This window comes from Pseudomonas cuatrocienegasensis, from assembly GCF_900110925.1.
GTDB lineage: Bacteria > Pseudomonadota > Gammaproteobacteria > Pseudomonadales > Pseudomonadaceae > Aquipseudomonas > Aquipseudomonas cuatrocienegasensis.
The window spans coordinates 1-23,904 of sequence record NZ_FOFP01000002.1 but is presented as its reverse complement, the minus strand read 5'-3'; the positions used below and the strand labels follow the sequence as shown (position 1 = coordinate 23,904).

General features: G+C 57.2%; 20 protein-coding genes. 17 read left to right on the top strand and 3 right to left on the bottom strand.

Annotation, left to right across the window (positions count from 1 at the left end; all coding sequences use genetic code 11):
- The first annotated feature begins 24 nt into the window (after positions 1-24).
- The 12 genes from asd (at position 25) to BMW49_RS02900 (ending at position 14,096) form a co-directional block, all read left to right on the top strand.
- Entirely contained in the window at positions 25-1,137 is a 1,113-nt protein-coding gene (gene asd, locus BMW49_RS02955) for an aspartate-semialdehyde dehydrogenase (RefSeq protein WP_069521323.1), read from the top strand.
- Between the two features lie 137 nt (positions 1,138-1,274).
- Complete coding sequence (locus BMW49_RS02950) at positions 1,275-2,285, top strand: aspartate-semialdehyde dehydrogenase (RefSeq protein ID WP_069521325.1); 1,011 nt, start codon at positions 1,275-1,277, stop codon at positions 2,283-2,285.
- A 152-nt stretch (positions 2,286-2,437) separates the two neighbouring features.
- Entirely contained in the window at positions 2,438-5,215 is a 2,778-nt protein-coding gene (locus BMW49_RS02945; RefSeq protein WP_069521328.1) for a motility hub landmark protein FimV, read from the top strand.
- A gap of 3 nt (positions 5,216-5,218) precedes the next feature.
- Entirely contained in the window at positions 5,219-6,088 is an 870-nt protein-coding gene (truA, locus tag BMW49_RS02940; RefSeq protein ID WP_069521330.1) for a tRNA pseudouridine(38-40) synthase TruA, read from the top strand.
- 45 nt (positions 6,089-6,133) lie between these two features.
- Positions 6,134-6,754, top strand: a complete 621-nt coding sequence (locus BMW49_RS02935; RefSeq protein WP_069521332.1) for a phosphoribosylanthranilate isomerase — start codon at positions 6,134-6,136, stop codon at positions 6,752-6,754.
- A 190-nt stretch (positions 6,755-6,944) separates the two neighbouring features.
- Positions 6,945-7,829, top strand: a complete 885-nt coding sequence (gene accD, locus BMW49_RS02930) for an acetyl-CoA carboxylase, carboxyltransferase subunit beta (protein WP_069521334.1) — start codon at positions 6,945-6,947, stop codon at positions 7,827-7,829.
- A complete protein-coding gene (gene folC / locus BMW49_RS02925; RefSeq protein WP_069521336.1) occupies positions 7,826-9,133 on the top strand; it encodes a bifunctional tetrahydrofolate synthase/dihydrofolate synthase in 1,308 nt (435 codons plus the stop codon). The genes accD and folC overlap by 4 nt, the downstream gene beginning before the upstream one ends.
- Positions 9,117-9,764, top strand: coding sequence for an SPOR domain-containing protein (locus BMW49_RS02920; protein ID WP_069521338.1), 648 nt, complete (start codon positions 9,117-9,119; stop codon positions 9,762-9,764). Before folC ends, BMW49_RS02920 begins: the two co-directional genes overlap by 17 nt.
- Before the next feature lie 111 nt (positions 9,765-9,875).
- Positions 9,876-10,430, top strand: a complete 555-nt coding sequence (locus tag BMW49_RS02915; RefSeq protein ID WP_069521341.1) for a CvpA family protein — start codon at positions 9,876-9,878, stop codon at positions 10,428-10,430.
- Between the two features lie 44 nt (positions 10,431-10,474).
- Complete coding sequence (purF, locus tag BMW49_RS02910; protein ID WP_069521343.1) at positions 10,475-11,983, top strand: amidophosphoribosyltransferase; 1,509 nt, start codon at positions 10,475-10,477, stop codon at positions 11,981-11,983.
- A 95-nt stretch (positions 11,984-12,078) separates the two neighbouring features.
- Entirely contained in the window at positions 12,079-13,290 is a 1,212-nt protein-coding gene (locus tag BMW49_RS02905; protein ID WP_069521345.1) for an O-succinylhomoserine sulfhydrylase, read from the top strand.
- A gap of 29 nt (positions 13,291-13,319) precedes the next feature.
- Entirely contained in the window at positions 13,320-14,096 is a 777-nt protein-coding gene (locus BMW49_RS02900; RefSeq protein WP_069521359.1) for an SDR family oxidoreductase, read from the top strand.
- A 50-nt stretch (positions 14,097-14,146) separates the two neighbouring features.
- Here the strand turns inward: BMW49_RS02900 and gspD are convergent, their stop codons facing one another.
- Positions 14,147-16,105, bottom strand: coding sequence for a type II secretion system secretin GspD (gene gspD / locus BMW49_RS02895; RefSeq protein ID WP_069521347.1), 1,959 nt, complete (start codon positions 16,103-16,105; stop codon positions 14,147-14,149).
- Positions 16,106-16,109: 4 nt separating this feature from the next.
- Positions 16,110-16,754 (bottom strand): type II secretion system protein N, encoded by a 645-nt coding sequence (locus tag BMW49_RS02890; protein WP_069521349.1) that lies wholly within the window; start codon positions 16,752-16,754, stop codon positions 16,110-16,112.
- Between the two features lie 811 nt (positions 16,755-17,565).
- Here BMW49_RS02890 and BMW49_RS02885 point away from each other — a divergent pair.
- Genes BMW49_RS02885 through BMW49_RS02875 form a run of 5 tightly spaced genes read left to right on the top strand, consistent with a single transcriptional unit; the run spans position 17,566 to position 23,043 of the window.
- Complete coding sequence (locus tag BMW49_RS02885; RefSeq protein WP_069521352.1) at positions 17,566-17,880, top strand: 2Fe-2S iron-sulfur cluster-binding protein; 315 nt, start codon at positions 17,566-17,568, stop codon at positions 17,878-17,880.
- Positions 17,877-18,530: a hypothetical protein gene (locus tag BMW49_RS24430; protein ID WP_139133846.1), complete on the top strand. Its 654-nt coding sequence runs from the start codon at positions 17,877-17,879 to the stop codon at positions 18,528-18,530. The genes BMW49_RS02885 and BMW49_RS24430 overlap by 4 nt, the downstream gene beginning before the upstream one ends.
- The gene (locus BMW49_RS24425) at positions 18,524-19,816 is read left to right on the top strand and encodes a DUF6531 domain-containing protein (RefSeq protein ID WP_139133847.1); all 1,293 of its coding nucleotides are present in this window, start codon (positions 18,524-18,526) and stop codon (positions 19,814-19,816) included. The genes BMW49_RS24430 and BMW49_RS24425 overlap by 7 nt, the downstream gene beginning before the upstream one ends.
- A gap of 22 nt (positions 19,817-19,838) precedes the next feature.
- Positions 19,839-22,643: an HNH/endonuclease VII fold putative polymorphic toxin gene (locus BMW49_RS02880; protein WP_083251823.1), complete on the top strand. Its 2,805-nt coding sequence runs from the start codon at positions 19,839-19,841 to the stop codon at positions 22,641-22,643.
- Between the two features lie 7 nt (positions 22,644-22,650).
- Positions 22,651-23,043 (top strand): Imm50 family immunity protein, encoded by a 393-nt coding sequence (locus BMW49_RS02875; protein WP_167362775.1) that lies wholly within the window; start codon positions 22,651-22,653, stop codon positions 23,041-23,043.
- A gap of 659 nt (positions 23,044-23,702) precedes the next feature.
- Here BMW49_RS02875 and BMW49_RS02870 read toward each other — a convergent pair.
- Positions 23,703-23,904 (bottom strand): transposase (locus tag BMW49_RS02870; protein WP_139205691.1); only part of this gene is annotated, 202 nt, incomplete at its 5' end.

Below are 23,904 nucleotides of genomic sequence, written 5' to 3'. Positions count from 1 at the left end.
TCAGCTTATATAGGTGTAGTGGTTATGAAACGTGTAGGTCTGATCGGTTGGCGCGGCATGGTCGGTTCCGTGCTGATGCAACGCATGCTGGAAGAGCAGGACTTCGACTTGATCGAGCCGGTGTTCTTCACCACCTCCAATGTTGGCGGCCAAGGCCCTGCGATTGGCAAGGAAACGGCGCCTTTGAAGGACGCCTACAGCATTGACGAGCTGAAAAGCCTGGACGTTATTCTCACCTGCCAAGGTGGCGACTACACCAGCGAAGTCTTCCCCAAGCTGCGCGAAGCCGGCTGGCAGGGTTACTGGATCGACGCCGCCTCGTCGCTGCGCATGGACGACAGCTCGGTCATCGTGCTTGATCCGGTCAACCGCAAGGTGATCGATCAGCAGCTCGATGCCGGCACCAAGAACTATATCGGCGGCAACTGCACCGTCAGCCTGATGCTGATGGCCCTGGGCGGTCTGTACGAGGCTGGTCTGGTCGAGTGGATGAGTGCCATGACCTATCAGGCGGCTTCTGGTGCCGGCGCGCAGAACATGCGCGAGCTGATCAAGCAGATGGGCGCGATCAACGCCTCGGTAGCCGATGAACTGGCTGACCCGGCCAGCGCCATTCTGGATATCGACCGCAAAGTAGCCGAAGCCATGCGCGGTGAGTCGTTCCCAGTCGACAACTTCGGCGTGCCCCTGGCTGGCAGCCTGATTCCTTATATCGACAAGGAACTGCCGAACGGCCAGAGCCGTGAAGAGTGGAAAGGGCAGGCGGAAACCAACAAGATCCTCGGCCGCTTCAAGAACCCGATCCCGGTCGACGGCCTGTGCGTGCGCATCGGCGCCATGCGCTGCCACAGCCAGGCGCTGACCATCAAGCTGAACAAGGATGTGCCGCTGTCGGACATCGAAGGCTTGATCAGCCAGCACAACCCCTGGGTCAAGCTGGTGCCGAACCAGCGTGAAGCGAGCATCCGCGAGCTGGGTCCGACGGCTGTGACGGGGACCCTGAGCGTACCGGTCGGGCGTCTGCGCAAACTCAATATGGGCTCGCAGTACCTCGGTGCGTTCACCGTGGGTGACCAGTTGCTATGGGGTGCGGCCGAGCCGCTGCGGCGCATGCTGCGGATCCTGCTGGAGCGTTAAATGATCGGCTAGGCGCCTTGCTCAGGGGTGGGTGGTGTCGAGGAGTGGTTTGACCATTGCTCGACGCCCCCGCTCCTTTGCATTTGGGGGCGTGCTCTATACAGTGCACAGCTGGTTCCTTGCTAAATGAAGTCCCCATGACTCCCCGTTTTGATCTCGCAATAATTGGCGCCACCGGCAGTGTGGGCGAAACCCTGGTGCAGGTGCTCGATGAGCGCGAATTTCCTGTTGGCGAGCTACACGTGCTGGCCGGCGCTGAATCCGCTGGGCGCACGCTGTCGTTCAAAGAGCGTAACCTGCGCGTCGCCGCCGTTGAGGGGTTCGACTTTTCCCGGGTGCGTCTGGTGTTTTTCGCCGCCCATCCCAGCGTGACCCTGGCGCATATCGACAAGGCCCTGGCGGCCGGTTGCCAGGTCATCGACCTCAGCGGTGCCTTGCCATCGACACAGGCGCCGCGGGTGGTGCCCGAGGTCAATGCGAGTGTACTCGACGGGTTGGTTGCCCCTTATCAATTGAGTAGCCCTTGTGCGCCGGCCGTTGCCGTCGCCATTGTTCTCGCAGCATTGCGTGAGCAGGTGGAGGTTCGGCGCTTGACCGTTACCGCCTGTCTGGCCGTCTCCAGTCGTGGTCGTGAAGGCGTTGCCGAGCTGGCCCGGCAGACCGCAGAGCTGCTTAATGGGCGGCCGCTTGAACCGCGTCTGTTCGAACAGCAGATGGCCTTCAACCTGCTGGCCCAGGTCGATGCGCCCGATGAGCAGGGCCATGGTGTGCTGGAGCGGCGCGTGGGGGAGGAGCTCAAGCAACTGCTGGCGCTGCCCGATCTGCCGGTATCGACCACCTGTTTGCAGGCGCCGGTATTCTTTGGCGATAGCATCAGTGTTTCGCTGCAGGCAGCCGGTCCTGTGAATATGGAGGCAGTGTTAGCTCATCTGGCCTCTTCCACGGTTTTGGAATATGTAGAACCGAAGGATTTCCCCACGGTTGTCGGCGATGCAGTCGGCCAAGATGTGCCCTATGTTGGCCGGGTACGCGGCGGTATTGATGATCCTACAGAGCTCAATTTGTGGATTACGTCTGATAACGTGAGAAAAGGCGCGGCGCTGAATGCTGTGCAATTGGCTGAGTTATTGATAAAACACTATCTGTAAAAGATACTTACCTAGAAATTTGAAGAATCTTTCGAGCTTGTCAATACTGGCTGAGTTGTTTGCTGAATGGGGAGCCGTCCGAGGACGGAGACAGGCAGCGAACAATAGGCCCCTCTCGCTGTTCGAGAAAAGATAAAACAAGGGATAACGCTATGGTTCGGGTTCGCAAACTGGTGCTGGCAATCGCCGCCGCTTCGGCGCTGTCGTCCGGCATGGCGCATGCGCTGGGGCTGGGTGAGGTTACCTTGCAATCGGCTCTCAACCAGCCCTTGGTGGCGGAGATCGAGTTGCTCGAGGTTCGTGACCTTGCCACCAACGAAGTGCTGCCTAACCTGGCGTCTCCGGATGAGTTCAACAAGGCGGGCGTTGACCGTCAGTATTTCCTGACCGATCTCAAGTTCACACCGATTATCAAGGCCAATGGCAAAAGCGTTATTCGCGTGACGTCCAGCAAGCCGGTGCGTGAACCTTATTTGAACTTTCTCGTTGAAGTGCTCTGGCCCAATGGTCGCCTGCTGCGTGAATACACCCTGTTACTCGATCCACCGTTGTATTCCCCGCAGACCGCAGCAGCTGCTGCGCCGCAGTTGCCCGTGGCTGCCCCTGCGCCGCGCGCGCCGGTCTCTGCACCGGTTGCACCTGCCGCGAGTCGTGCGCCTGTAAGCGCGCCGGCACCGTCTGCGGCGCCAGTAGCCCGTAGCGCTGCGCCCGGTGGCGAATACCGGACCACTGCGAACGACACACTCTGGGAAATTGCCCAGCGTGCGCGCGGTAATGGCAGCGTGCACCAGACCATGCTGGCGATTCAGGACCTTAATCCGGGCGCCTTTATTGACGGCAATATCAATCGGATGAAGAGCGGCCAGGTGCTGCGTCTGCCTGAGGGCGAACAGATCACTGCTCGCACTCAGCGCGAGGCACTGGCGCAAGTTGCGGAGCAGAACGCCGCCTGGCGTGAGCGTCGTGCCGTAGGGGCCAGTGCTCGGCAGCTCGATGCTACCCGCCGCAGTGCAGCAGGGGCCGCTCCTGCTCAGGCTCAGACTCAGGACAGCCTCAAGTTGCTGGCTGCCGACAGTGGTGACGCCACTCGTGGTAGCGATACCGGTGCTGCTGGCAGCAAAGCCCTTAGCGATAAGCTGGCGGTCACTCAGGAGAGCCTGGATTCTACGCGTCGGGAGAATGACGAACTCAAGAGCCGTCTCGGTGACCTGGAAGGGCAGCTTGATAAGCTGCAGCGCCTGATCCAGCTCAAGGATGATCAGCTCGCCAAGCTGCAGGCTGATCTGGCTCAGCCAGGCAGCACCGCTGAGCCAGCAGGTGCTGCTGAAGCACCTGCGGCTCCTGCCGCGCCGGCTGAAGCTCAGCCTGAAGCTGCTATGCCTGCTGACCCCGCGGCGCCGCAAGCAGAACCGCAGGCGCAGCCGGATTACAATTACGCCGAGCCTGAGGCTGCTTCGCCGGCACCAGCCGATGCTGCGACACCACCTGCCGCACAGGCAGAACCTGCCGAGCCAGCGCCTGCTAATCCGGTTGTTCCGCCCAAGCCCGCCGCTCCAGTCGAGCCGGTTGCTGAGCGCGGTATGCTCGACGATCTGTTTGCCAACCCCATGTTGCTTGGCATTGGCGGTGGTATTGCCCTGTTGGCGTTGCTTATCGCGTTGATGATGGTGTCACGCCGCAATGCCATGAAAGAAGCTGAAGCACACGAAGATCGCCAACTTGCTGGCAGTGATGCGTCGCCCTATGACAGTGACCTGGAACTGCCAGCAGACAGTTTCGAGGGTATGAGTGATGACCTGGGCAGCGAGCCGTCGAGTGAGGCGCCTGTTACAGCGCAAACCGGCGATGCCCTGGGCGAGGCGGATATCTATATTGCCTACGGTCGTTTCAACCAGGCTGCCGAGTTGCTGCAGAACGCCATCAACGACGAGCCGCATCGTGCGGACCTGCGTTTGAAACTGATGGAAGTGCATGCCGAGCTGGGCGACCGTGAAGGTTTTGCCCGGCAAGAAAATGAGCTGCGTGAAATTGGTGGTGCTGCGGCGGATGTCGATCAGCTCAAGGCGCGCTACCCGGCCATGGCAGTGCTCGGCGCAGGCTTCGCTGCTGCCGCAGTCAGCCAGGACGATCTCGATAGCTTCAGTCTGGACGATCTGACCCTCGATGAGCCTCGGGGCGGTAATGCGCCGGCTGATCTGGATGACGGTTTCGACCTGAGTCTGGATGATCTGTCATCCGATCTGGATGACGATCAGCCGAAATCGGCGGATGCCGCGCTGGATGATCTGGATGGCTTGTCCCTGGATTCGGACCTGGACCTGTCGGTTCCGTCGACTCCGGCCGCCGCAGCGGATGATCTGGCTTTCGATCTGGCCCTGGATGATGAAGTACAGGGCGATGCTGCACTCAGCGATGACCTGGCGGACTTCACCCTCGATCTTGACAGCAGTGTCGGTGACACCTCCGAGGAAGACGACTTCCTGCTCAGCCTTGATGATGAACCGGCACCGGCTGCTGCAGCCGAGCCGACTCCTTCGCTTCTGGCCGAGGAGGACGCGTTTGACCTGCCATCCGATTTCGACCTCTCGCTGGGTGATGATGAGCCGGCTGCTCCAAAGGCCGACAGCTTCGCTGCACAACTCGACAGTGTGACCGCCGAGCTGGATCAGTTGTCCGAGAGTCTTGATGCTTCGCCTGCCGATGCGCCGCCGCCAGCTGTCGACTATGCGGCCGGGCTGGATGCGGATGATGACGATGATTTCGACTTCCTCTCCGGGACCGACGAAACCGCGACCAAACTCGATCTGGCCCGTGCCTACATCGATATGGGGGACACCGAAGGTGCCCGTGACATCCTCGATGAGGTGGTCAGTGAAGGTGACGAAGGTCAGCAGCAGGAAGCACGTGAGCTGATTTCTAAACTGGTTTAATCAATGTCTGATGCAACAACCTCTACAGCGGCAGCCGATTCGGCTGCCGTTGGCGTTTATAAAGTCGCCCTGGGTATCGAATACAAAGGCTCGCGCTATCGCGGCTTCCAGCGTCAGCGCGCTGGCGTGCCGTCGATTCAGGAGTCCCTGGAGAAAGCGCTCTCGCGGGTGGCGGGTGGCGCAGCCATCACCCTCAGTTGCGCCGGACGCACCGATGCGCTGGTGCATGCCAGTGGCCAGGTCGTGCATTTCGACACGACTGTCGAGCGCACCGAGCATGCCTGGATCATGGGCACCAATATGAATTTGCCGGGCGATATCAGCGTGGCCTGGGCGCGTTTTATGCCGCGGCACTTCGATGCGCGCTTCTGCGCCATGGCGCGGCGTTATCGTTACGTGATCTACAACGACCCGATCCGCCCTGCGCACATGGCCGAAGAGGTGACCTGGAACCATCGCCCGCTGGATCTTGCGCGTATGCGTGAAGCGGCCAAGGCGTTTCTGGGCACCCATGACTTCAGTGCCTTCCGTGCGCGGCAGTGCCAGGCCAAGTCGCCGATCAAGACCGTGCACCACCTCGAGCTGCTGCAACATGGCCGCTTTATCGTGCTGGATATCCGCGCCAACGCCTTTCTGCATCACATGGTGCGCAATATTGCCGGCGTACTGATGACCATCGGGGCGGGCGAGCGCCCTGTCGAGTGGGCGCGTGAGGTGCTGGAAACCGGGGTGCGGCGTACCGGTGGGGTGACGGCGCATCCTTACGGCCTGTACCTGATACAGGTCGACTATCCTGCCGAGTTCGATCTGCCCACCCGTTACCTCGGGCCGCATTTCCTTTCCGGCCTGCCCGACGTGGCGGCTGACGCCTGAGCGGGTGTTTGTTACCATCGATTTTTTATCAGTAGGTACTGTGTTTTGGCCGTCGTTCGCAGCAAGATCTGTGGCATTACCCGTATAGAGGATGCACTGGCAGCGGCTCAGGCGGGCGCTGACGCCATCGGCCTGGTGTTCTATGCCAAGAGCCCGCGGGCCGTGACCGTGGCACAGGCGCAGGCGATTATCGCGGCCTTGCCGCCGTTCGTGACCACGGTGGGGCTGTTCGTCGATGCTACGCATCGCGAGCTCAGCGATATCCTGGCTGCCGTGCCGCTGGATCTGCTGCAGTTTCATGGTGATGAAACCCCAGAAACCTGTGCGCGTTACGCGCGGCCCTACCTCAAGGCCTTGCGGGTGAAGCCGGGCGATGACCTGGCTGCTGCCATGGCGCGCTATGCGGATGCAGCCGGTATTTTGCTCGACACCTATGTTGAAGGGGTGCCAGGTGGTACCGGTGAGGCATTCGACTGGTCGCTGGTGCCGCGCGACAGTGCTCGGCCGATCATTCTCGCTGGCGGTCTGGATGCGGCGAACGTGGCGGTGGCCATTGCCCAGGTCCGGCCCTATGGCGTGGATGTCAGTGGCGGTGTCGAGCTGAGCAAGGGCATCAAGGATGCCGAGAAGATTCGTGCTTTTGTGCGTGCGGTGAGATCGGCCTGAGTCGCGCCGGCGACGATGTGACGGCTGCCCTTGCTGCGCCGTCCACTAAGCTGTTGCCCGCACGGCGGGAATAGTCCAGGTGGCGAGCGTGGGAGGTACGGTCCCTGCGCAACAAGGCTGCTATTGTGAATTCGTCTGATCGAAGGCCCGCCGGGTCAGCGGTCGACCCCAGCGTTGGAGAATGAAGAGCATGAGCAACTGGTTGGTAGACAAACTGATCCCCTCGATCATGCGTTCCGAAATCAAGAAGAGCTCGGTGCCGGAAGGCCTGTGGCACAAGTGCCCGTCCTGTGAAGCGGTGCTCTACAAGCCCGAGCTGGAAAAGACCCTGGATGTCTGCCCGAAGTGCAACCACCACATGCGTATCGACGCGCGCGCGCGGCTGAACATATTCCTCGATGCCGAAGGCCGTGAGGAAATCGGCGCCGATCTGGAGCCTGTCGACCGTCTGAAGTTTCGCGATAGCAAAAAGTACAAGGACCGTCTGGCCGGTGCGCAGAAGCAAACCGGTGAAAAGGATGCCTTGATTGCCATGAGTGGCACCTTGCAGAACATGCCGGTGGTGGCCTGTGCCTTTGAGTTCTCCTTTATGGGCGGCTCGATGGGGGCCATCGTCGGGGAGCGTTTCGTGCAGGCGGCTAACGTGGCGCTGGAGCGTCGTTGCCCGTTCGTTTGTTTCTCCGCCTCGGGTGGTGCACGCATGCAGGAAGCGCTGATCTCGCTGATGCAGATGGCCAAGACCTCGGCAGTGCTGGCCCGTCTGCGTGAGGAAGGCATTCCCTTCGTTTCCGTATTGACCGATCCGGTGTATGGCGGTGTCTCGGCCAGCCTGGCGATGCTCGGTGACATTATCGTGGCCGAGCCCAAGGCGCTGATCGGTTTTGCCGGCCCGCGGGTTATCGAGCAGACCGTGCGGGAAAAACTGCCGGAAGGCTTCCAGCGCAGCGAGTTCCTGCTTGAACACGGCGCCATCGACATGATCATCCCGCGCCATGAGCTGCGTACCCGTCTGGGTCGTGTGCTGGCGCAGTTCATGCACCTGCCATCGCCGTCTGTTGTTGCTGTCAGCGCATGACCCCAGGCTCCCTGGCCGAATGGCTGGCCTATCTGGAGCAGTTGCACCCCAGCGCCATCGACATGGGGCTGGAACGCTCGCATAGCGTGCTGCAGCGCCTGGCGCTGCCACGCCTGGCGCCACGCATCATTACTGTGACCGGCACCAATGGCAAAGGCTCGACCTGCGCGTTTATCGCCGCGCTGCTGCGTGAACAGGGGCTCAAGGTTGGCGTTTATGCCTCGCCCCACCTGCTGCGCTACAACGAGCGGGTCATGCTCAATGGCCGTGAAGCCAGTGATGCTGAGCTGTGCGAGGCCTTTGCTGCAGTCGAGGCGGCGCGTGCCGAGGTGTCCCTGACCTATTTCGAGATGGGCACGCTGGCCGCTTTCTGGCTGTTTCAGCGGGCCGATCTGGATGCAGTGGTCCTGGAAGTCGGCTTGGGCGGGCGTCTGGATGCGGTCAATCTGCTCGACCCCGACCTTGCCCTGATTACCAGCATCGGCCTGGACCATGCTGACTGGTTGGGTGACACCCGTGAGTCGGTGGCCTTCGAGAAGGCTGGCATTCTGCGGGCCGGTAAGCCAGCGCTGTGTGGCGATCTCGATCCACCGTTGCCGATTTTCGAGGCCGTGGCCAGTCTGGATGCACCCCTGTTCCTGCGCGGCCGTGACTACGACCTTTATGTAAAGACGCAGCACTGGGACTGGCGCGGTCTGGATGGGCAAGGGCAGGTACTGCAACTTAATGGGTTGCCGCTGCTCGAATTACCCATGGAAAACGCAGCCCTTGCTCTGCAGGCCTACGCTCTGCTCGATCTGCCCTGGACGCAAGCGTCCTTGCAGCGCGCCTTGCTCAGTACGCGAGTCACTGGCCGTCTGGATCGGCGAGCGCTCAATTGGCAGGGCAAGAGTCTCACGCTGCTGCTCGATGTTGGGCATAATCCCCACGCGGCCGACTATTTGGCGCAACGTCTGCAGAGGCAATCGCAATCGGTCCGCCGTCATGCCGTGTTCGGTTTGCTGGCTGACAAGGATCTTGCAGGTGTGGTTGCGCCGCTGCTGACGGTATTTGCCGACTGGGCTGTGGTACCGCTGGCAACCGTGCGGAGTCGCCCGGTTGAGCAGTTGCAGGCTCACCTGCAGGCGCAGGGCGCTACAGTGAGTGCCTGGGCTTCGGTAAGTGAGGCCCTGCGTGCTCAATGCGAGCATGCAGGCGAGGGCGATGAAATCGTGCTGTTTGGATCTTTCTACTGCGTGGCCGAGGCCCTGGAATGGCTGGCCCGCCATGCCCAAGGGGACGTGCAGGATGGCTTTGCTGGATAACGGGTTGAAGCAGCGTTTTGTCGGTGCCTTGGTACTGGTGGCGCTGGCGGTGATTTTTCTGCCGATGCTGCTGTCGCGTGAGGATGAACTGCGCCGCGTGGTGGTCGATGCACCGCCCGTGCCTCAGGTGCCGACGATGCCTGAGATCGAGATGCAGCCTGCGCTAGTGCCAGACCCGCAGGCGCTGCCCGATGAGCCGGTGCCGGCCGATCCCGCCGATCCCATTGGCGATTTGCTTGAGCAGACCCCCGAGGTCGACACTTCGGCCCTTGCTGCCGAAGCGCCAGCCTCCCAATCCGCCCCCGCGCCTCAGCCAGCACCCGCCGCCACGCCCGCGCCGCCTGTTGCAAGTGCTCCAGTAGCTGCGCCTAGCCGTCTGGATGCCAACAAGCTGCCGGTCAGCTGGTCGGTGCAGCTGGCGAGCCTGTCCAGCCGCGCTGGCGCGGAAACCCTGCAGAAGACCCTGCGCACCCAGGGCTACAACGCCTATATCCGCAGTGTCGACGGGATGAACCGAGTGTTCGTCGGGCCCTTGATCGAGCGCGCCGAGGCCGACCGCTTGCGTGACTTGCTTAACCGTCAGCAGAAACTCAACGGTTTTGTCGTGCGTTTCCAGCCCGAGCAGGGATAAGCCACCCGGGTAGCCTGCAGCAGAAGCTTGTCTGATGACTGCAATCCTTTGCTTACCCGAACCCCGGCGCTCTGTTAAAATGCAGCGCCTTTTCCGTCGGTAGCCTGAAACGTGGCATTCACCTGGGTCGATTGGGCGATTATCGCCGTCATCGCCGTATCAAGCCTGATCAGCTTGAGCCGTGGCTTCGTCAAAGAGGCCTTGTCGCTGCTCACCTGGATCATTGCCGGGGTGGTCGCCTGGATGTTCGGCGGCGCCCTTTCGGTACACCTCAGCGAATTTATCGAAACACCGTCGGCGCGTGTTATCGCCGCCTGCATACTGTTGTTCGTGTTCACCCTGCTGGTGGGTGCGTTGATCAATTACCTGATTGGGGAGTTGATCCGCGTCACCGGGCTGTCGGGCACGGATCGTTTCCTGGGCATGGTGTTCGGTGCGGCGCGCGGCGCCTTGCTGGTCGTTGTGGCGGTCGGGCTGACCAGCCTGGCGCCGGTGCAACAGGATGCCTGGTGGCAGCAATCGACGCTGCTGCCGCACTTTCTCATGGTTGCGGACTGGTCGAAAAACCTGATTCTCGGGATGTCCAGTCAGTGGCTCGCCAGCGGTATCAGCGCTCCTGCTGAATTGCCGTTCAAAGAAGCGCTCTTGGGGCCGAAGTTGCCTTGAGCGGCGCGCATTAAGCTTGTTTCACTCAGTAGGGGTTGCGGCACATGTGTGGCATTGTCGGTATCGTCGGTAAATCGAACGTCAATCAGGCGCTGTATGACGGGCTCACCGTTCTTCAGCACCGCGGCCAGGATGCTGCCGGTATCGTCACCAGCCATGAGGGCCGGCTGTTCCTGCGCAAGGACAACGGCCTGGTGCGCGACGTGTTTCAGCAGCGCCACATGCAGCGTCTGGTCGGCCACATGGGCATTGGCCATGTCCGCTACCCAACCGCCGGTAGCTCCAGCTCGGCCGAGGCGCAGCCGTTCTACGTCAACTCGCCCTATGGCATCACCCTGGCGCACAACGGCAACCTGACCAACGTCGAGCAGTTGGCCAAGGAAATCTACGAGTCCGATCTGCGCCATGTGAACACCAACTCCGATTCGGAAGTGCTGCTCAACGTGTTCGCCCACGAGTTGGCCCAGCGCGGCAAGCTGCAGCCGACCGAAGAAGACGTGTTTGCCGCGGTCACCGACGTACACGAGCGTTGCCTGGGCGGTTATGCGGTGGTGGCGATGATCACCGGCTACGGCATCGTCGGCTTCCGCGACCCCCACGGTATTCGCCCGATCGTCTTCGGTCAGCGCCACACCGATGAAGGCGTGGAGTACATGATCGCCTCCGAGAGCGTGTCCCTGGACGTGCTTGGTTTCACCCTGATCCGTGACCTGGCACCGGGCGAAGCGGTGTACATCACCGAAGACGGCCAGCTGCATACCCGCCAGTGTGCGAGCAACCCGAGCTACTCGCCGTGCATCTTCGAGCATGTCTATCTGGCGCGCCCGGATTCGATCATGGACGGCATCTCGGTGTACAAGGCGCGCCTGCGCATGGGCGAGAAGCTGGCCGACAAGATTCTCCGTGAGCGTCCGGAACATGACATCGATGTGGTCATCCCGATCCCCGATACCAGCCGTACTGCCGCGCTGGAACTGGCCAATCGCCTGGGCGTGAAGTTCCGCGAAGGCTTCGTCAAGAATCGCTATATCGGCCGCACCTTCATTATGCCGGGCCAGGCGGCGCGCAAGAAATCCGTGCGGCAAAAGCTCAACGCCATTGAACTGGAATTCCGCGGCAAGAATGTGATGCTGGTGGATGACTCCATCGTACGCGGCACCACCTGTAAGCAGATCATCCAGATGGCCCGCGAAGCCGGGGCGAAGAATGTCTATTTCTGCTCGGCTGCGCCGGCGGTGCGTTACCCCAACGTGTACGGCATCGACATGCCCAGCGCCCATGAGCTGATCGCCCACAACCGCAGCACCGAGCAGGTTGCCGAGCTGATTGGCGCCGACTGGCTGATTTATCAGGACCTGACGGACCTGATCGAAGCGGTCAGTGGTAGCAAGAAGATCAAGATTGCCAACTTCGACTGCGCGGTGTTCGATGGCAAGTACGTCACCGGCGACGTCGATGAGGCCTACCTGAACAGGATCGACCAGGCGCGCAATGACCTGACCAAGGCCAAGTCCCAGGCGGTCAGCGCGATCATTGATCTGTATAACAACTGAGCTGCAAGCAGCAAGACCGTAGCCCGGAGGTGATCCGGGATGTTATCGAAGACCAGCCCTGGATGTCGGGGCCATGGTCAGCATGAGGTAGCGATATGACACTGGAATGGGAAGCCGGCAGGCTCGACAGCGATCTCGACGGTGTGGGTTTCGACACCCTGGCGGTGCGCGCCGGTCAGCATCGTTCACCGGAAGGCGAGCACAGCGAGGCGATCTACCCCACCTCCAGCTATGTGTTCCGCACCGCAGCCGATGCTGCGGCGCGCTTCGCCGGCGAGGTGCCGGGCAACGTCTACTCGCGCTACACCAACCCGACGGTGCGCGCCTTTGAGGAGCGTATTGCCGCGCTGGAGGGCGCCGAACAAGCGGTGGCCACCTCATCGGGCATGTCGGCGATTCTGTCGATTGTCATGAGCCTGTGCAGCGGCGGTGACCATGTACTGGTTTCGCGCAGCGTATTCGGCTCGACCATCAGCCTGTTCGAGAAGTACCTCAAGCGCTTTGGTGTGGAAGTGGACTACGTGCCGCTGGCGGATCTGGACGCCTGGCGTGGGGCATTCAAGCCCAACACCCGCCTGCTGTTTGTCGAGTCGCCGTCCAACCCCTTGGCGGAGTTGGTGGACATCGCCGCTCTGGCCGATATCGCCCATGCCAAGGGCGCGCTGCTGGCGGTGGACAACTGCTTCTGCACCCCAGCCCTGCAGCAGCCCCTGGCGTTGGGTGCGGACATCATCATGCACTCGGCGACCAAGTACATCGACGGGCAAGGCCGCAGCATGGGCGGCGTGGTCGCCGGTCGTGCCGAGCAGATGAAGGAAGTGGTCGGCTTCCTGCGCACCGCCGGTCCAACCCTTAGTCCGTTCAACGCCTGGATCTTCCTCAAGGGCCTGGAAACCTTGCGCGTGCGCATGCAGGCCCATTGCGCCAGTGCCCTGCATCTGGCCCAGTGGCTGGAGCAGCAGCCAGGTGTCGAGCATGTTTACTACGCCGGTTTGCCGAGCCATCCGCAGCATGAGTTGGCCAAACGTCAGCAGAGCGCATTCGGCGCAGTGGTGAGTTTCGAGGTCAAGGGCGGGCGCGAAGCCGCCTGGCGCTTTATCGACGCTACGCGGGTGGTCTCGATCACCACCAACCTGGGCGACACCAAGACCACCATCGCTCACCCGGCGACCACCTCCCACGGGCGCCTGTCGCCGGCCGAGCGGGCCAATGCCGGGATTCGCGATAATCTGATTCGCGTGGCTGTGGGCCTGGAAGACGTTGCCGATCTGCAGGCCGACCTGGCCCGCGGCCTGGCAGCCTTGTGAGCGAGTCCCAGGTGGGCGAGCAGGCTGCGCTGGACTGGCAACCGACTCGTGCCGGTGCCACGAATGGCAAGGTGGCGCTGGTTACGGGGGCGGCGCGGGGTATCGGTCTGGGCATCAGTGCCTGGTTGATCGCCGAAGGTTGGCATGTGGTGCTTGCCGACGTCGACCGTAGCCGTGGCACGCGGGTGGCCAAGGCGCTGGGTGAGCAGGCCTGGTTCGTGGCCCTGGATGTCAGCCAGGAGAGTCAGGTGCAAGTCGCCGTGGCCGAAGTGCTGGGGCAGTTTGGCCGGCTCGATGCGCTGGTGTGCAACGCCGGCCTGTCCGAGCCGCACAACCTGCCGCTCGAACGCCTCGACCTGGCGCGCTGGAACCGCACCCTGGCAGTCAATCTCACCGGTGCCCTGTTGCTGGCCAAGCATTGCGTGCCATACCTGCGTGCGCACCGCGGGGCCATCGTCAACATCGCCTCGACCCGTGCCTCCCAGTCGGAGGCCGATTGCGAAGCCTATGCGGCGAGCAAGGGCGGTCTGGTCGCACTGACCCACGCGCTGTCGATCAGCCTTGGTCCGGAAGTACGGGTCAATGCGGTCAGCCCGGGCTGGATTGATGCTCGCGACCGCCGTGCCCAGCGCGACGCGCCGCTACGTAGTGAAGACCATACCCAGCACCCGGTGGGGCGTGTGGGCACGGTGGAAGACGTCGCGGCGATGGTCGCCTGGTTGCTGTCGCCACGGGCCGGCTTCGTCACAGGGCAGGAGTTCGTGGTCGACGGCGGCATGAGCCGCAAGATGCAGTACCTCGACTGAACCCCAGATTCTGGAAGACTCGATGACCCCGGCTTGCCGGGGTCATTGCGTTATTGCTCGCGCAGGTCGATGGTTGACGGGCCCTGCTTGTCGAACAGGCGGCTGGGATCGCGCGGTAGGATGCCGGGTCGATAACCGTCGCGGACATCGCCGAGTACGCGGATATCGCTGTACTTCTTGCCCGACAGCGCGGCCAGCCCGGCGCCGTCTCGCACGACCGTGGGCCGCAGAAAAACCATCAGGTTGCGCTTGGTACGGGTGTCACGGCTTGAGCGGAACAGCCGTCCCAGCAGTGGTATATCGCCGAGCAAGGGCACCTTGGAATCGGTCTGGGTGACGTCGTCCTGGATCAGCCCGCCCAGGACGATCACCTGGCCATCCTCGGCGAGCACGGTGCTCTTGATCGAGCGCTTGTTGGTGATCAGGTCTACCGCGTTGACGCCCTGAGTAGATGGCGCAATCGAGGAAATTTCCTGCTCGATCTCCAGGCGCAGGGTTGCGCCATCGTTGATATGCGGGGTGACTTTGAGCGTAACCCCGATGTCCTGGCGCTCGATGGTGGTGAAGGGGTTGTCGGCGCCCGAGGAACTGGTGGTGAACGAGCCGGTCTGGAAGGGCACATTCTGGCCGACGAGGATTTCCGCTTGCTGGTTGTCCAGGGTCAGCAGGCTGGGTGTGGACAGCAGGTTGCTTTTGGCGTTGGCCGACAGCGCGGTGATCAGTACACCGAAGCTGTCGCTGCCCAGGCCGATGATCGCCCCATCAGGCAGGTTGTTCAGGGTGCTGCTGTCACCATCACCATCCTGGATGGCTTGCAGCACGCTGCCGACCGACAGCCCGGTATTGCCGAAATTGACGCCGCCGAGGCCGCCCGTGCTGCCCCGTGCATCCACGGCCCACTGCACGCCAAGGGCATCGGTGATATCACCGGAGACCTCGACAATGGCCGCTTCGACCATCACCTGAGCGCGGGGCACATCGAGCTGGCGGACGATGTCTTCGAGCATTGCCACCGTGTCGGGCTCGGCCAGCATAACCAGGGCATTGAGGCTTTCATCGGCGCGGATCAGCACATTTTGCTGGGGGCCGCCAGACGTTGCCGTGCCCTCCGTAGTCTTCAGGCTTTCGGATATTTCCCCCAGGGTTTCCGCCAGGGCTTTGGCATCGTTGTGGCGCAGGCGAATCACCCGGGTATTGGCCGAGCGACTGGCCGGTGTGTCGAGCGAGCGGGCGAGGGCGGCGAGGCGTTCGCGGGCCGCGGGTGGGCCAAGGAGAATCAGGCGGTTGGTGCGGCCGTCGGCAATCACCTGGGCGCCGCCGGCCGTTGTGCCCTGGCCGCGTGTCAGGCTGTTGTTGAGCACCTCGGCGGTGTCCATGACCCAGGCGTGCTGCAGGTTGACCACGCTGTAATCGTGCTCACCCTTCTGGTCCAGTTGACGCAACAGGTCTTCGATGCGCGCGATATTGGCGGCGCGGTCGCTGATGATGATGGCATTGGCCGAGGTCACTGCCGCCAGGTGGCCATAGGGCGGCACCAGTGGACGGATCAGCGGGATCAGTTCGGCAGCCGGGCCGTGTTGCACCTGAATCAGGCGGGTTTCCAGGCGATCCGGCCCGCTGAATGCGCCGGCACCAGATGGGCTCGCATCAGCCTTGGCTTCGGCATTGGGCACGATGCGCGCCTGCTCACCCTGCGCCATCACGCTGTAACCGTGGGTCGCCATCACCGAGAGAAATAGCTGATAAACCTCGCTCAAGCCCAAGGGCGTGCTCGATACCACGGTGACCTGGCCTTTGACCCGCGGGTCGACGACGAAGGTCTGGCCGCTGATCTGCGCCACCTGATCGATAAACTCGCGGATGTCGGCGCCCTTGAGATTTATGGTCCAGCTCTCGTCCTGACGGCTGTCGCGGCTCACCGGTTCGATGGCGGCGTAACTGGGCAGCGGGCAAAGCGTGAAACTGGCAGCAAGCAGGGCAAGGCTGAGGCGCGGGAGAATCTGGGGCATCAGGTCATTCGCTTTCCGGTGACGATTCATTGGCAGGGTCGACTTCTACTGGTTCGCTATCGGTACTCGGCATCCCACTGACTTCCATTTGCTCGCGCAGGGCTTCCATACGTTCGCGTAGCGTCTCGAGGTTATCGGCTTCAAGCTGGTCGAGTTGTTCAAGCGTATCGCCTGTCGCGGGTGCGGCGGTAGCGGACAATTGACGCTGAGGGAAATTCAGACGCTCACGTCGCCCGTTGCGCAGCACCTCGACGTGATCAGAATCCACTTTTACTAAGTGCACACCTGACTCAAGTTCAGCGTTTACCAGATAACGCTGTGCTGGCCGGCCATCCTGCTGGAGGATGGCGCTGGATCGCGCAGGATCGCTATGCACGAAGCTACCAAGCAAGGTTAGACGTAGCGAGGTTGCAGGTGGCACGTAGCTTTCAGCCTGCATAGGCGTGCCGAACAGCTTAGCGATTGCAGAAGGGTCGTGTTGTTTGTGGGTGACTGCTATCTGGTTTTCGGGCTGGGGTAAAGGGCTGCGTATTAGGCGCAAAAGATCATTGGTCTGCCAGGCCAAGCTGACTATTAGAGCTATCACTATGAGTGCGCTAATCAGTCCGGGCAGCACATTTTTCAAACGTTGAGTGCGTGGTGCTGGCAAGGCATTGCTCCGTAGCTACAGGTCAAGCGGGCTTATTGGTAGCTCAAGTGTTTGTGCTAGGCAATAGCGTGTCTAGCAAAAAAAAGCATCTGTTTTCAAAGGCTGTGTGTGCATTGCTCATTGAACACCAAATGGATGCCTTAAGCGATCGCCAAGGAGGCTGTGGAAGATGAAGGGATAATTTTCATTTGTGCACAGAATTAAAATAGCGACGGTAGCTAAACTACAGTGCCTATGGCAGTAATTTCGTAAAACCTAGGAGGCTAGTCTTATCTACTACCTCAAAAAATCTAGGGAAGCTATGAAGAAAGGCTAAGTAATCACGCGGCTTATAGACCTGCCAGTTCGTAAATATGGCTTTTTCAGAGTTTCCCTAATAAGTCCTGAGCGATGTGCATAAATAAAAAAGGTAATCCCCCGGCTTAGCCGGGGCTTGAGGTTTGACTATAGTGGTCTATTAAACCCGGACTGAGCGGCGATCTGATCGTTTTTGATCGGTTTACCCATTTCAAAAATAAGCAGCGGCTGAAGTCAGTAAGAAACACATGACTACTTAAGGCCTTCCTTAGACGAGGCTGGCAGCGCAATAAAAATAAAAGAAAGAGGGCCTTGTTGAGAGTTTCGCTATAGCAACGCATATAGAAATATCTCATGCGAGACGTGAGTCTCTATTGTTGATAAAGTTTTGTCAATGTCAAGTATTGTACGTTTCATATTAATTTGACACAATAACTTTGTTACAAAGCAATCTCCCGTTGCGAAGTGTATATTTTGGAGGGGGAGGTAATAGTTAGTATGAGGAGTTATTATAATGCCATTAGAATTACCGCCTGGTGTGGTGGTCGGAACACCATATTATAGGATTAGTATTGACGGGTGTGCCATCTTGTGTGGTGGTGATGAGTATATTTTAGAAGCAGCAGAAAGGCAGGGCATTGATATTCGTAATAGTTGTCGGGCGGGATCTTGTAGCTCTTGTGCGTGTATGGTGCGGGCGGGGGCGGTCGATCAGAGCGATCAATCCTTTCTTGATGATGATCAAATGGTGCAAGGTTGGGTGCTGCTTTGTGTTGCATATCCTTTGGGTGATTGTTATATCGATACTAAGGTGGAATTTGAAAAATGAGTATAACTAGAAGAAAATTCTCTTTATCTTTGCTTGGGGGGGTGGCGCTTGCTCCAGTGTTGGCTTTCGCAGTGAGCGAAAAAGTTGTTGTTAAGCAAGTGAGGGCTGTTAAGTTATCTGGTTCAATAAAAAAACAGGTCGATAATTTTTTTTCAAAATGGGTGTCCGATAATAATACTTTGGAATCTGGATTGGCTTCAAAAATAAATATTAAATTATCTGTAAGCTCAGGATGGGTGGAGGTAATTGGTGATGTAGTAATAGTCCAAAACGAGACTTTTAAGAGGGCGGCGGGAAAGAGCTTGCTTGTAACCAGAGCGCCATTGGGGTACGGTGTGCTAAATTTAGGGCTTCAGTTACCTGCAATAAAAAAGAGCTCTAAATCAAGATCTTTAGAGATTTGCCCAAATGAAGGCTACGGCGTATTCATTTTGTCGAAATCAGACATTTACTTCACATATATTCATTTGGTGCAAGACTCTCTCTGCAGATTATCGGTGCCCGAGTTGGGTGATGAGTCTCTAAGTTGTATAACTCTTCTTGATAGAGTGATATTATCGATGCGGCAGCAAGACTTCAGTGGTGGGGCCGTGGCTGTACGCGAATTTCCAGTTGGTGTTTTAAGTGCGGATGTGGACATTATATGCTGATAGATTTTAAAAAAATTGAGCAGGGTTCAATTGCATTTTTTTTTGCCATATTGTTCCCGTCGTTTTCTTTGGGGTGTGAGATGGTTGAAGTCACGCCTATTGACACTAGTTTATCATTGCCACCCCCGCCCTCGCCAAGCATGCCAGCACCTGACAATAACTATGGGCCACAGCCATGTGGCCTTGTAGGGAATCCAATAAGTATCTTTAATGGTAGTAAGATTCAGGTGGAAGTTGATTTACCCTATCAGTCAGATGGGACTCTTTCATTGTATCGTACATATAATAGTTTAGATGGAGGGTGGAGGCATAATTACTCTTCCGCGTTATATGTCGGAGATTCGTTTATAACTTTTGAGAAAGAAAATGGAGAGCGATACGTATTTATAAAAAAAACATTGACAGCATATTCTGGTGCCAAAGGTCGCTTAACAAGAAGCGGTACGAATTGGCTATATCAAAGTGGTGAGGGTGAGTTGTACTTATTTAGCAAGGATGGCGTTTTGATGGCGTATACGGATGTTTTTGGCCGGAAAGTTTCACTTGTCCATCAGGCTGCAGTAAATAGTCCATCGGGTGTGAGTTCGATAGTTATAACTAATGCGGTTGGCAAGAAAATGACTTTGACGCAGGATGTTTTCCGGCAGCTAAGGTCGGCAGCAATAGGCGGTACTTTAATATCTTATGAATATTCTAAAAATAATCTTGTGTCTGTTGCGAAGCATGGAGCGGTAAGAAGGTATGCCTACGAAGATGCTAGATTTCCTTGGCTATTAACAGGTTTGATTGACGAAAACGGTAAGAGATATGCGACTTGGAAATATGACGAAAGGCTAAGGGCTGTTTCTAGTGAGCATAATGGTGGAGCGGATTTAACTTCAGTTGAATATGTTGACTCAAAGACTACAGTTGTCACGAATCCGTTGGGAAAGAAGACAAAGTATGTTCATGATGTTTTTAATGGTGGGTATAAGATAGTTCAGATAATCGGCGAGCCATCCCCGAACTGCCCCTACAGTAATTCGAAGTATGCGTATAATGCCTCTGGTGATCTTGTAGAGAGTGTTGATGGTAGGGGGCTAAAGACTACTTATGTTTATAATAATAAGTCACAGCTTACCTTAAAGACAGAGGCGCATGGAACGTCTCTTTCAAGGGCTACTAAGTATGAGTGGCATGCGACTCTACCTAAAATTGTCAAAATAATTACTCAGTCGAATATCACTAATTATTTTTATACGAATAATGGGCAGTTGAAGTCCCTAGAAATCGTTCAGGCCCAATAGTCTCTGAAGGTCAAGGAAGAAGATGATTAATTTTAAAAATTTCTTTTATATTTTTTTGTTTTTCCCATGTGTGAGCTTCGCATCTGCATCCCAGCAGATTTGGAGTTATGCTTATAATGATTTAGGTCTAATTAAAAGCGTTGATGGCCCTCGGTCCGATGTCTCGGATATCACTACCTACAGCTATGATGCTCAGGGCCATCTGATCTCGGTTACTAACCCCCTTGGTCATACTACCCAGTTGTCGAATTTTGACACTTACGGCAATCCTCAAGCGCTGTTGGATGCCAATAATGTGACTACTGTATTAAGTTATACGCCTCAAGGATGGCTTGCCTCCATCAGTACCGTCGGCAGCACTACGCATTTCGAGTACGACACTATTGGTCAGATCACCAAAGTCACTCGAGGTGATGGCAGTTGGTTGGAGTACACTTGGAGTGCGGCACGCCGCCTAGTAGCCGTAAGTAATAAGCTCGGGGAAAAAATTGAGTTTTACTACGATGCCATGGGCAATCGAACTGCTCAGCGTCTACGTGATGTCAGTAATAATATTACTCATCAACAAGCCTGGGTCTATGATGAGTTAGGGCGCTTTTTGCGAAGTGTCGGAGCTGGTGGGCAAACTTATAAATATGGTTACGATGTCAATAGCAACCGGACAATGAGCCAAACGCCAAAACAAACAACTACGACGAGTGGCTTCGACGCACTCAATCGTCTGGTATCGAGTACCGACCCACTCAATGGCGCAACTCAACTTTCTTACGATAGCCAGGATAACCTGACCCAGGTACGTGATCCGCGCGGTATTATCACGCGATATGAGTATGACGGACTGGGTAACCTGACTAAACTAATCAGTCCTGATAGCGGCGCGACAACCTATGTCCACGATACGGCTGGCAACGTCATCAATACGACCGATGCCCGAGGCGTAGTTACTGCCTATACCTACGATGCGCTTAATCGCCTCGTTTTACGCCAGTATCCGGCTAATCCATCCTTAAATGTACGGTATCACTATGACATGACAGCTGAAGGCAACCATGGTGTGGGGCGATTGACCGGTATTCAAGACGCTAGTGGCGTAATTGGTTACCACTATGACGGCAGAGGGAACCTTACCGAACAGTTACGTTCGGTACAGCTATCAGGGGCGGATTATTACGATAGCTTGATTTATGAGTATGATGATGCTAATCAGCTAGTAAGTATCACTTACCCCATGGGGTTTCGTATTCTGTATGCTCGCAACAGCGCTGGACAAATAAGCCAAGTTCAGTTGCAAGTTAGCAACGGAAAGCCAGCAGCCCTTGCCAGCCAGATTCAGTATCTTCCATTCGGTCCCTTGAAAAGCCTGACTTGGGCCAATGGCCTGAGCCTGTTGAGAGCCTATGATCAGGATTACCGATTGGTTAGTCAGCAGTTAGCCAATTGGAATATCGCCTATAGCTACGATTTCAATAGCAATATCGAAAGCCTGCAGAGCAATCTCTTCGGTAATCTGAGCTACGGTTACGATGCATTGGATCGTCTCACATCAGAAAAACGAGTTAACTTGCAGCAAAAATTTGCCTACGACGCGGCAGGTAACCGTATAAGCAAAACGGTGACGCCCATAGTTAATGGAAGCTCGCAAACAAGCTCCGTCACTCAGTACAGCTATGCAGCCAGCAGCAACCGACTCTCTCAAATAGCCGAAAAGTCTGTAGTCAGTGATGCAGCTGGTAACCTGACGCAGGATCGTCCTGAGCGGCAACTAGAATACGACCAGCAGAACCGGCTAGCACGCGTAAAAATCGGCGGCGTGAGGGTTGCGGAATATCGCTACAATGCCTTGGGGCAACGTACACACAAGATTATGACTGGTGGCACTACAGTTTTCTTATACGGCTCTAACGGCCAATTGCTGGAAGAGCGGTTACTAAGCCCTGTGGGACAGCGGCAAAGCAGCCAGTTCTATATCTGGTTGGATAACCTGCCGATTGCCGGCCTTACTGTGACTTATAACGCACAAGGCGCCATAGCCAGCAGCACACCGTTCTACCTGCACAGCGACCACCTCAATACTCCGCGACTGGCCACCAACCAGAGCCAGCAAAGCGTTTGGCAATGGCAGTCGGACGCGTTTGGTGTTGGGCAGGCCAGCGGTAGTTTGAGCGTAAACTTGCGTTTTCCTGGTCAGTACTTCGACCAAGAAACCGGGCTGCACTACAACTACTTCCGCGATTACGACCCCGAGACGGGGCGGTACGTCGAAAGTGACCCGATTGGGCTGCAGGGCGGACTCAATACTTACGGGTACGTAGAAGGCAATCCCGTTAACTTTATCGATCCATTAGGGCTTGCCAAGCTTGGCGGCACGATTGCCCCTCCGTGTGTCCCGGGATTTGAGGCAATGATTTGCAGCCCTAGTGGGGCTGGTGGCTTCGGTCCTATGGGTGGACTCAGGGGCGGTCTTAGCCCACAGGGTGAGCTTGCGTATTGCCCTGTTCCAGCTGGGTTAGGTCGGAGTGGTGCTCTTGGGTCGGCAAAAAGAGATCTTGGGATTCCTAGAGCACAGCACCCCGATGCAGTTACAAAGGTGCCTATGACTAATCGTGGCGGGACGTCGGTTCTCGGCTTAGATGGCAAGCCAGTGATGACTCGGGAATACACCTATACACGGCCAGATGGAACAAAAGTGGTGATACAAGACCACTCTGCAGGCCATCAATTTGGACAGAAAGGTGTCGGAGATCAGGGGCCTCACTTTAATGTTCGCCCTCCAGAAAACACGCGTACTGGCTCTGTCCCAGGGACTCAAAATCACTACTCTTGGTGAGGTAAAAATGGAAATTTGGACTGAAAATCTTGTCGATGCGACAGCGCTTAAAGCTATTTATGGGCAGGACATGCCCTCACTTGAAGGTATCAACCTGCATGGCATTGATATCCAGCGTGATGGCCCAAGAGTTCTTCTAAGGTTTGACCTACGTGAGTTTCCCAAGCAGCCACCCAAGAAGTGGGAGAGCTCTGGGTTTAATCGCGTTCAACTAAGGTTGCTAGCCGTAGGCGTGAGTGAATTGCAAATTAATGGCTTGCAGTCAAATTGCATACTTGATCTAAATATCACCGAAGAAAAAGGTACTATTCGCCTAAGTGCTGATAGTGGTGCTATGAAAATAGATATTGCTGCCGAGCATCTGATAATTGACGGTGTAAGTGCATACTGTGATGAGTAGCCTTCACTAAAACTCCTCAGGTTCAGTTGGGGGTATTATCTAGTTAATAAATAATCTGAGTGGGTATGCTACGGTTTTGTACCGAAACTGAATACCTCTAACACCGGCCTCGTGCCGGTGTTTTCTTGTTAGTACAATTTAAGCGTATTTCGTAGCTTTACCACTCTCGGAACAGTTCTGTACTTAAATTCCCACAATGATTCTCCACTCTTGGCCCTTGGCACAACTGCTCCAATACTTAATAAGCTTGGCGTTTCGTCGGATGCCGAGGCTGAGTATCCATCCGCCTCAGGTGTATCAATTTCACCAGCAGGGTGTTCAGACTTTTTCGGTTTTAAGTATCAACCTTGCCCAGCAGGGTGTTCAAGTTGGTGCAGTCCCTACAGGTGTGGGGGCCGGAAGATTTAATACGGCCTGCTGGCTAAGATTGATACCTTGGGCCGGAAAACTCTGAACACCCTGCTGTAAACACAGAAGAGTTTTTTGAGCGCAATCTGGGATTATTTTACCTAGGGATCCTCTGAAGTAGCCATGCATTTCTGGCCGACTTCAGCCTCCGCTGATTTTGAAAGCGGAAAATCGATCAAAAACGATCAGATCACCCGCTCATTTCTGTGTTCTTAGCCGCTGCGATAGCCTCACGGCGGCTATCCCCCGTATTACAGACGCACCTCTCCTGCTGTTGCCAGTAAATGTCTGCGCGCCATCCACAGGTTCGACAGGGCGAACAGCGTCACCAGCTGCGCCGTGTTCTTCACCAAGCCACGGAAGCGCGTCTTCACATAACCGAACTGGCGCTTGATCACCCGGAACGGGTGCTCGACCTTGGCGCGCACCTGCGCTTTGGCCTTCTCGATTTTG

Bases quoted from the DNA above. Each gene is read 5' to 3' on its own strand.
- accD (WP_069521334.1), top strand. From the start codon at position 6,945: ATGAGCAACTGGTTGGTAGACAAACTGATCCCCTCGATCATGCGTTCC.
- BMW49_RS02880 (WP_083251823.1), top strand. From the start codon at position 19,839: ATGATTAATTTTAAAAATTTCTTTTATATTTTTTTGTTTTTCCCATGT.
- BMW49_RS02905 (WP_069521345.1), top strand. From the start codon at position 12,079: ATGACACTGGAATGGGAAGCCGGCAGGCTCGACAGCGATCTCGACGGT.
- BMW49_RS02885 (WP_069521352.1), top strand. From the start codon at position 17,566: ATGCCATTAGAATTACCGCCTGGTGTGGTGGTCGGAACACCATATTAT.
- folC (WP_069521336.1), top strand. From the start codon at position 7,826: ATGACCCCAGGCTCCCTGGCCGAATGGCTGGCCTATCTGGAGCAGTTG.
- BMW49_RS02945 (WP_069521328.1), top strand. From the start codon at position 2,438: ATGGTTCGGGTTCGCAAACTGGTGCTGGCAATCGCCGCCGCTTCGGCG.
- truA (WP_069521330.1), top strand. From the start codon at position 5,219: ATGTCTGATGCAACAACCTCTACAGCGGCAGCCGATTCGGCTGCCGTT.
- asd (WP_069521323.1), top strand. From the start codon at position 25: ATGAAACGTGTAGGTCTGATCGGTTGGCGCGGCATGGTCGGTTCCGTG.
- gspD (WP_069521347.1), bottom strand. From the start codon at position 16,105: ATGCCCCAGATTCTCCCGCGCCTCAGCCTTGCCCTGCTTGCTGCCAGT.
- BMW49_RS02875 (WP_167362775.1), top strand. From the start codon at position 22,651: ATGGAAATTTGGACTGAAAATCTTGTCGATGCGACAGCGCTTAAAGCT.
- BMW49_RS24430 (WP_139133846.1), top strand. From the start codon at position 17,877: ATGAGTATAACTAGAAGAAAATTCTCTTTATCTTTGCTTGGGGGGGTG.
- BMW49_RS02920 (WP_069521338.1), top strand. From the start codon at position 9,117: ATGGCTTTGCTGGATAACGGGTTGAAGCAGCGTTTTGTCGGTGCCTTG.
- purF (WP_069521343.1), top strand. From the start codon at position 10,475: ATGTGTGGCATTGTCGGTATCGTCGGTAAATCGAACGTCAATCAGGCG.
- BMW49_RS02950 (WP_069521325.1), top strand. From the start codon at position 1,275: ATGACTCCCCGTTTTGATCTCGCAATAATTGGCGCCACCGGCAGTGTG.
- BMW49_RS24425 (WP_139133847.1), top strand. From the start codon at position 18,524: ATGCTGATAGATTTTAAAAAAATTGAGCAGGGTTCAATTGCATTTTTT.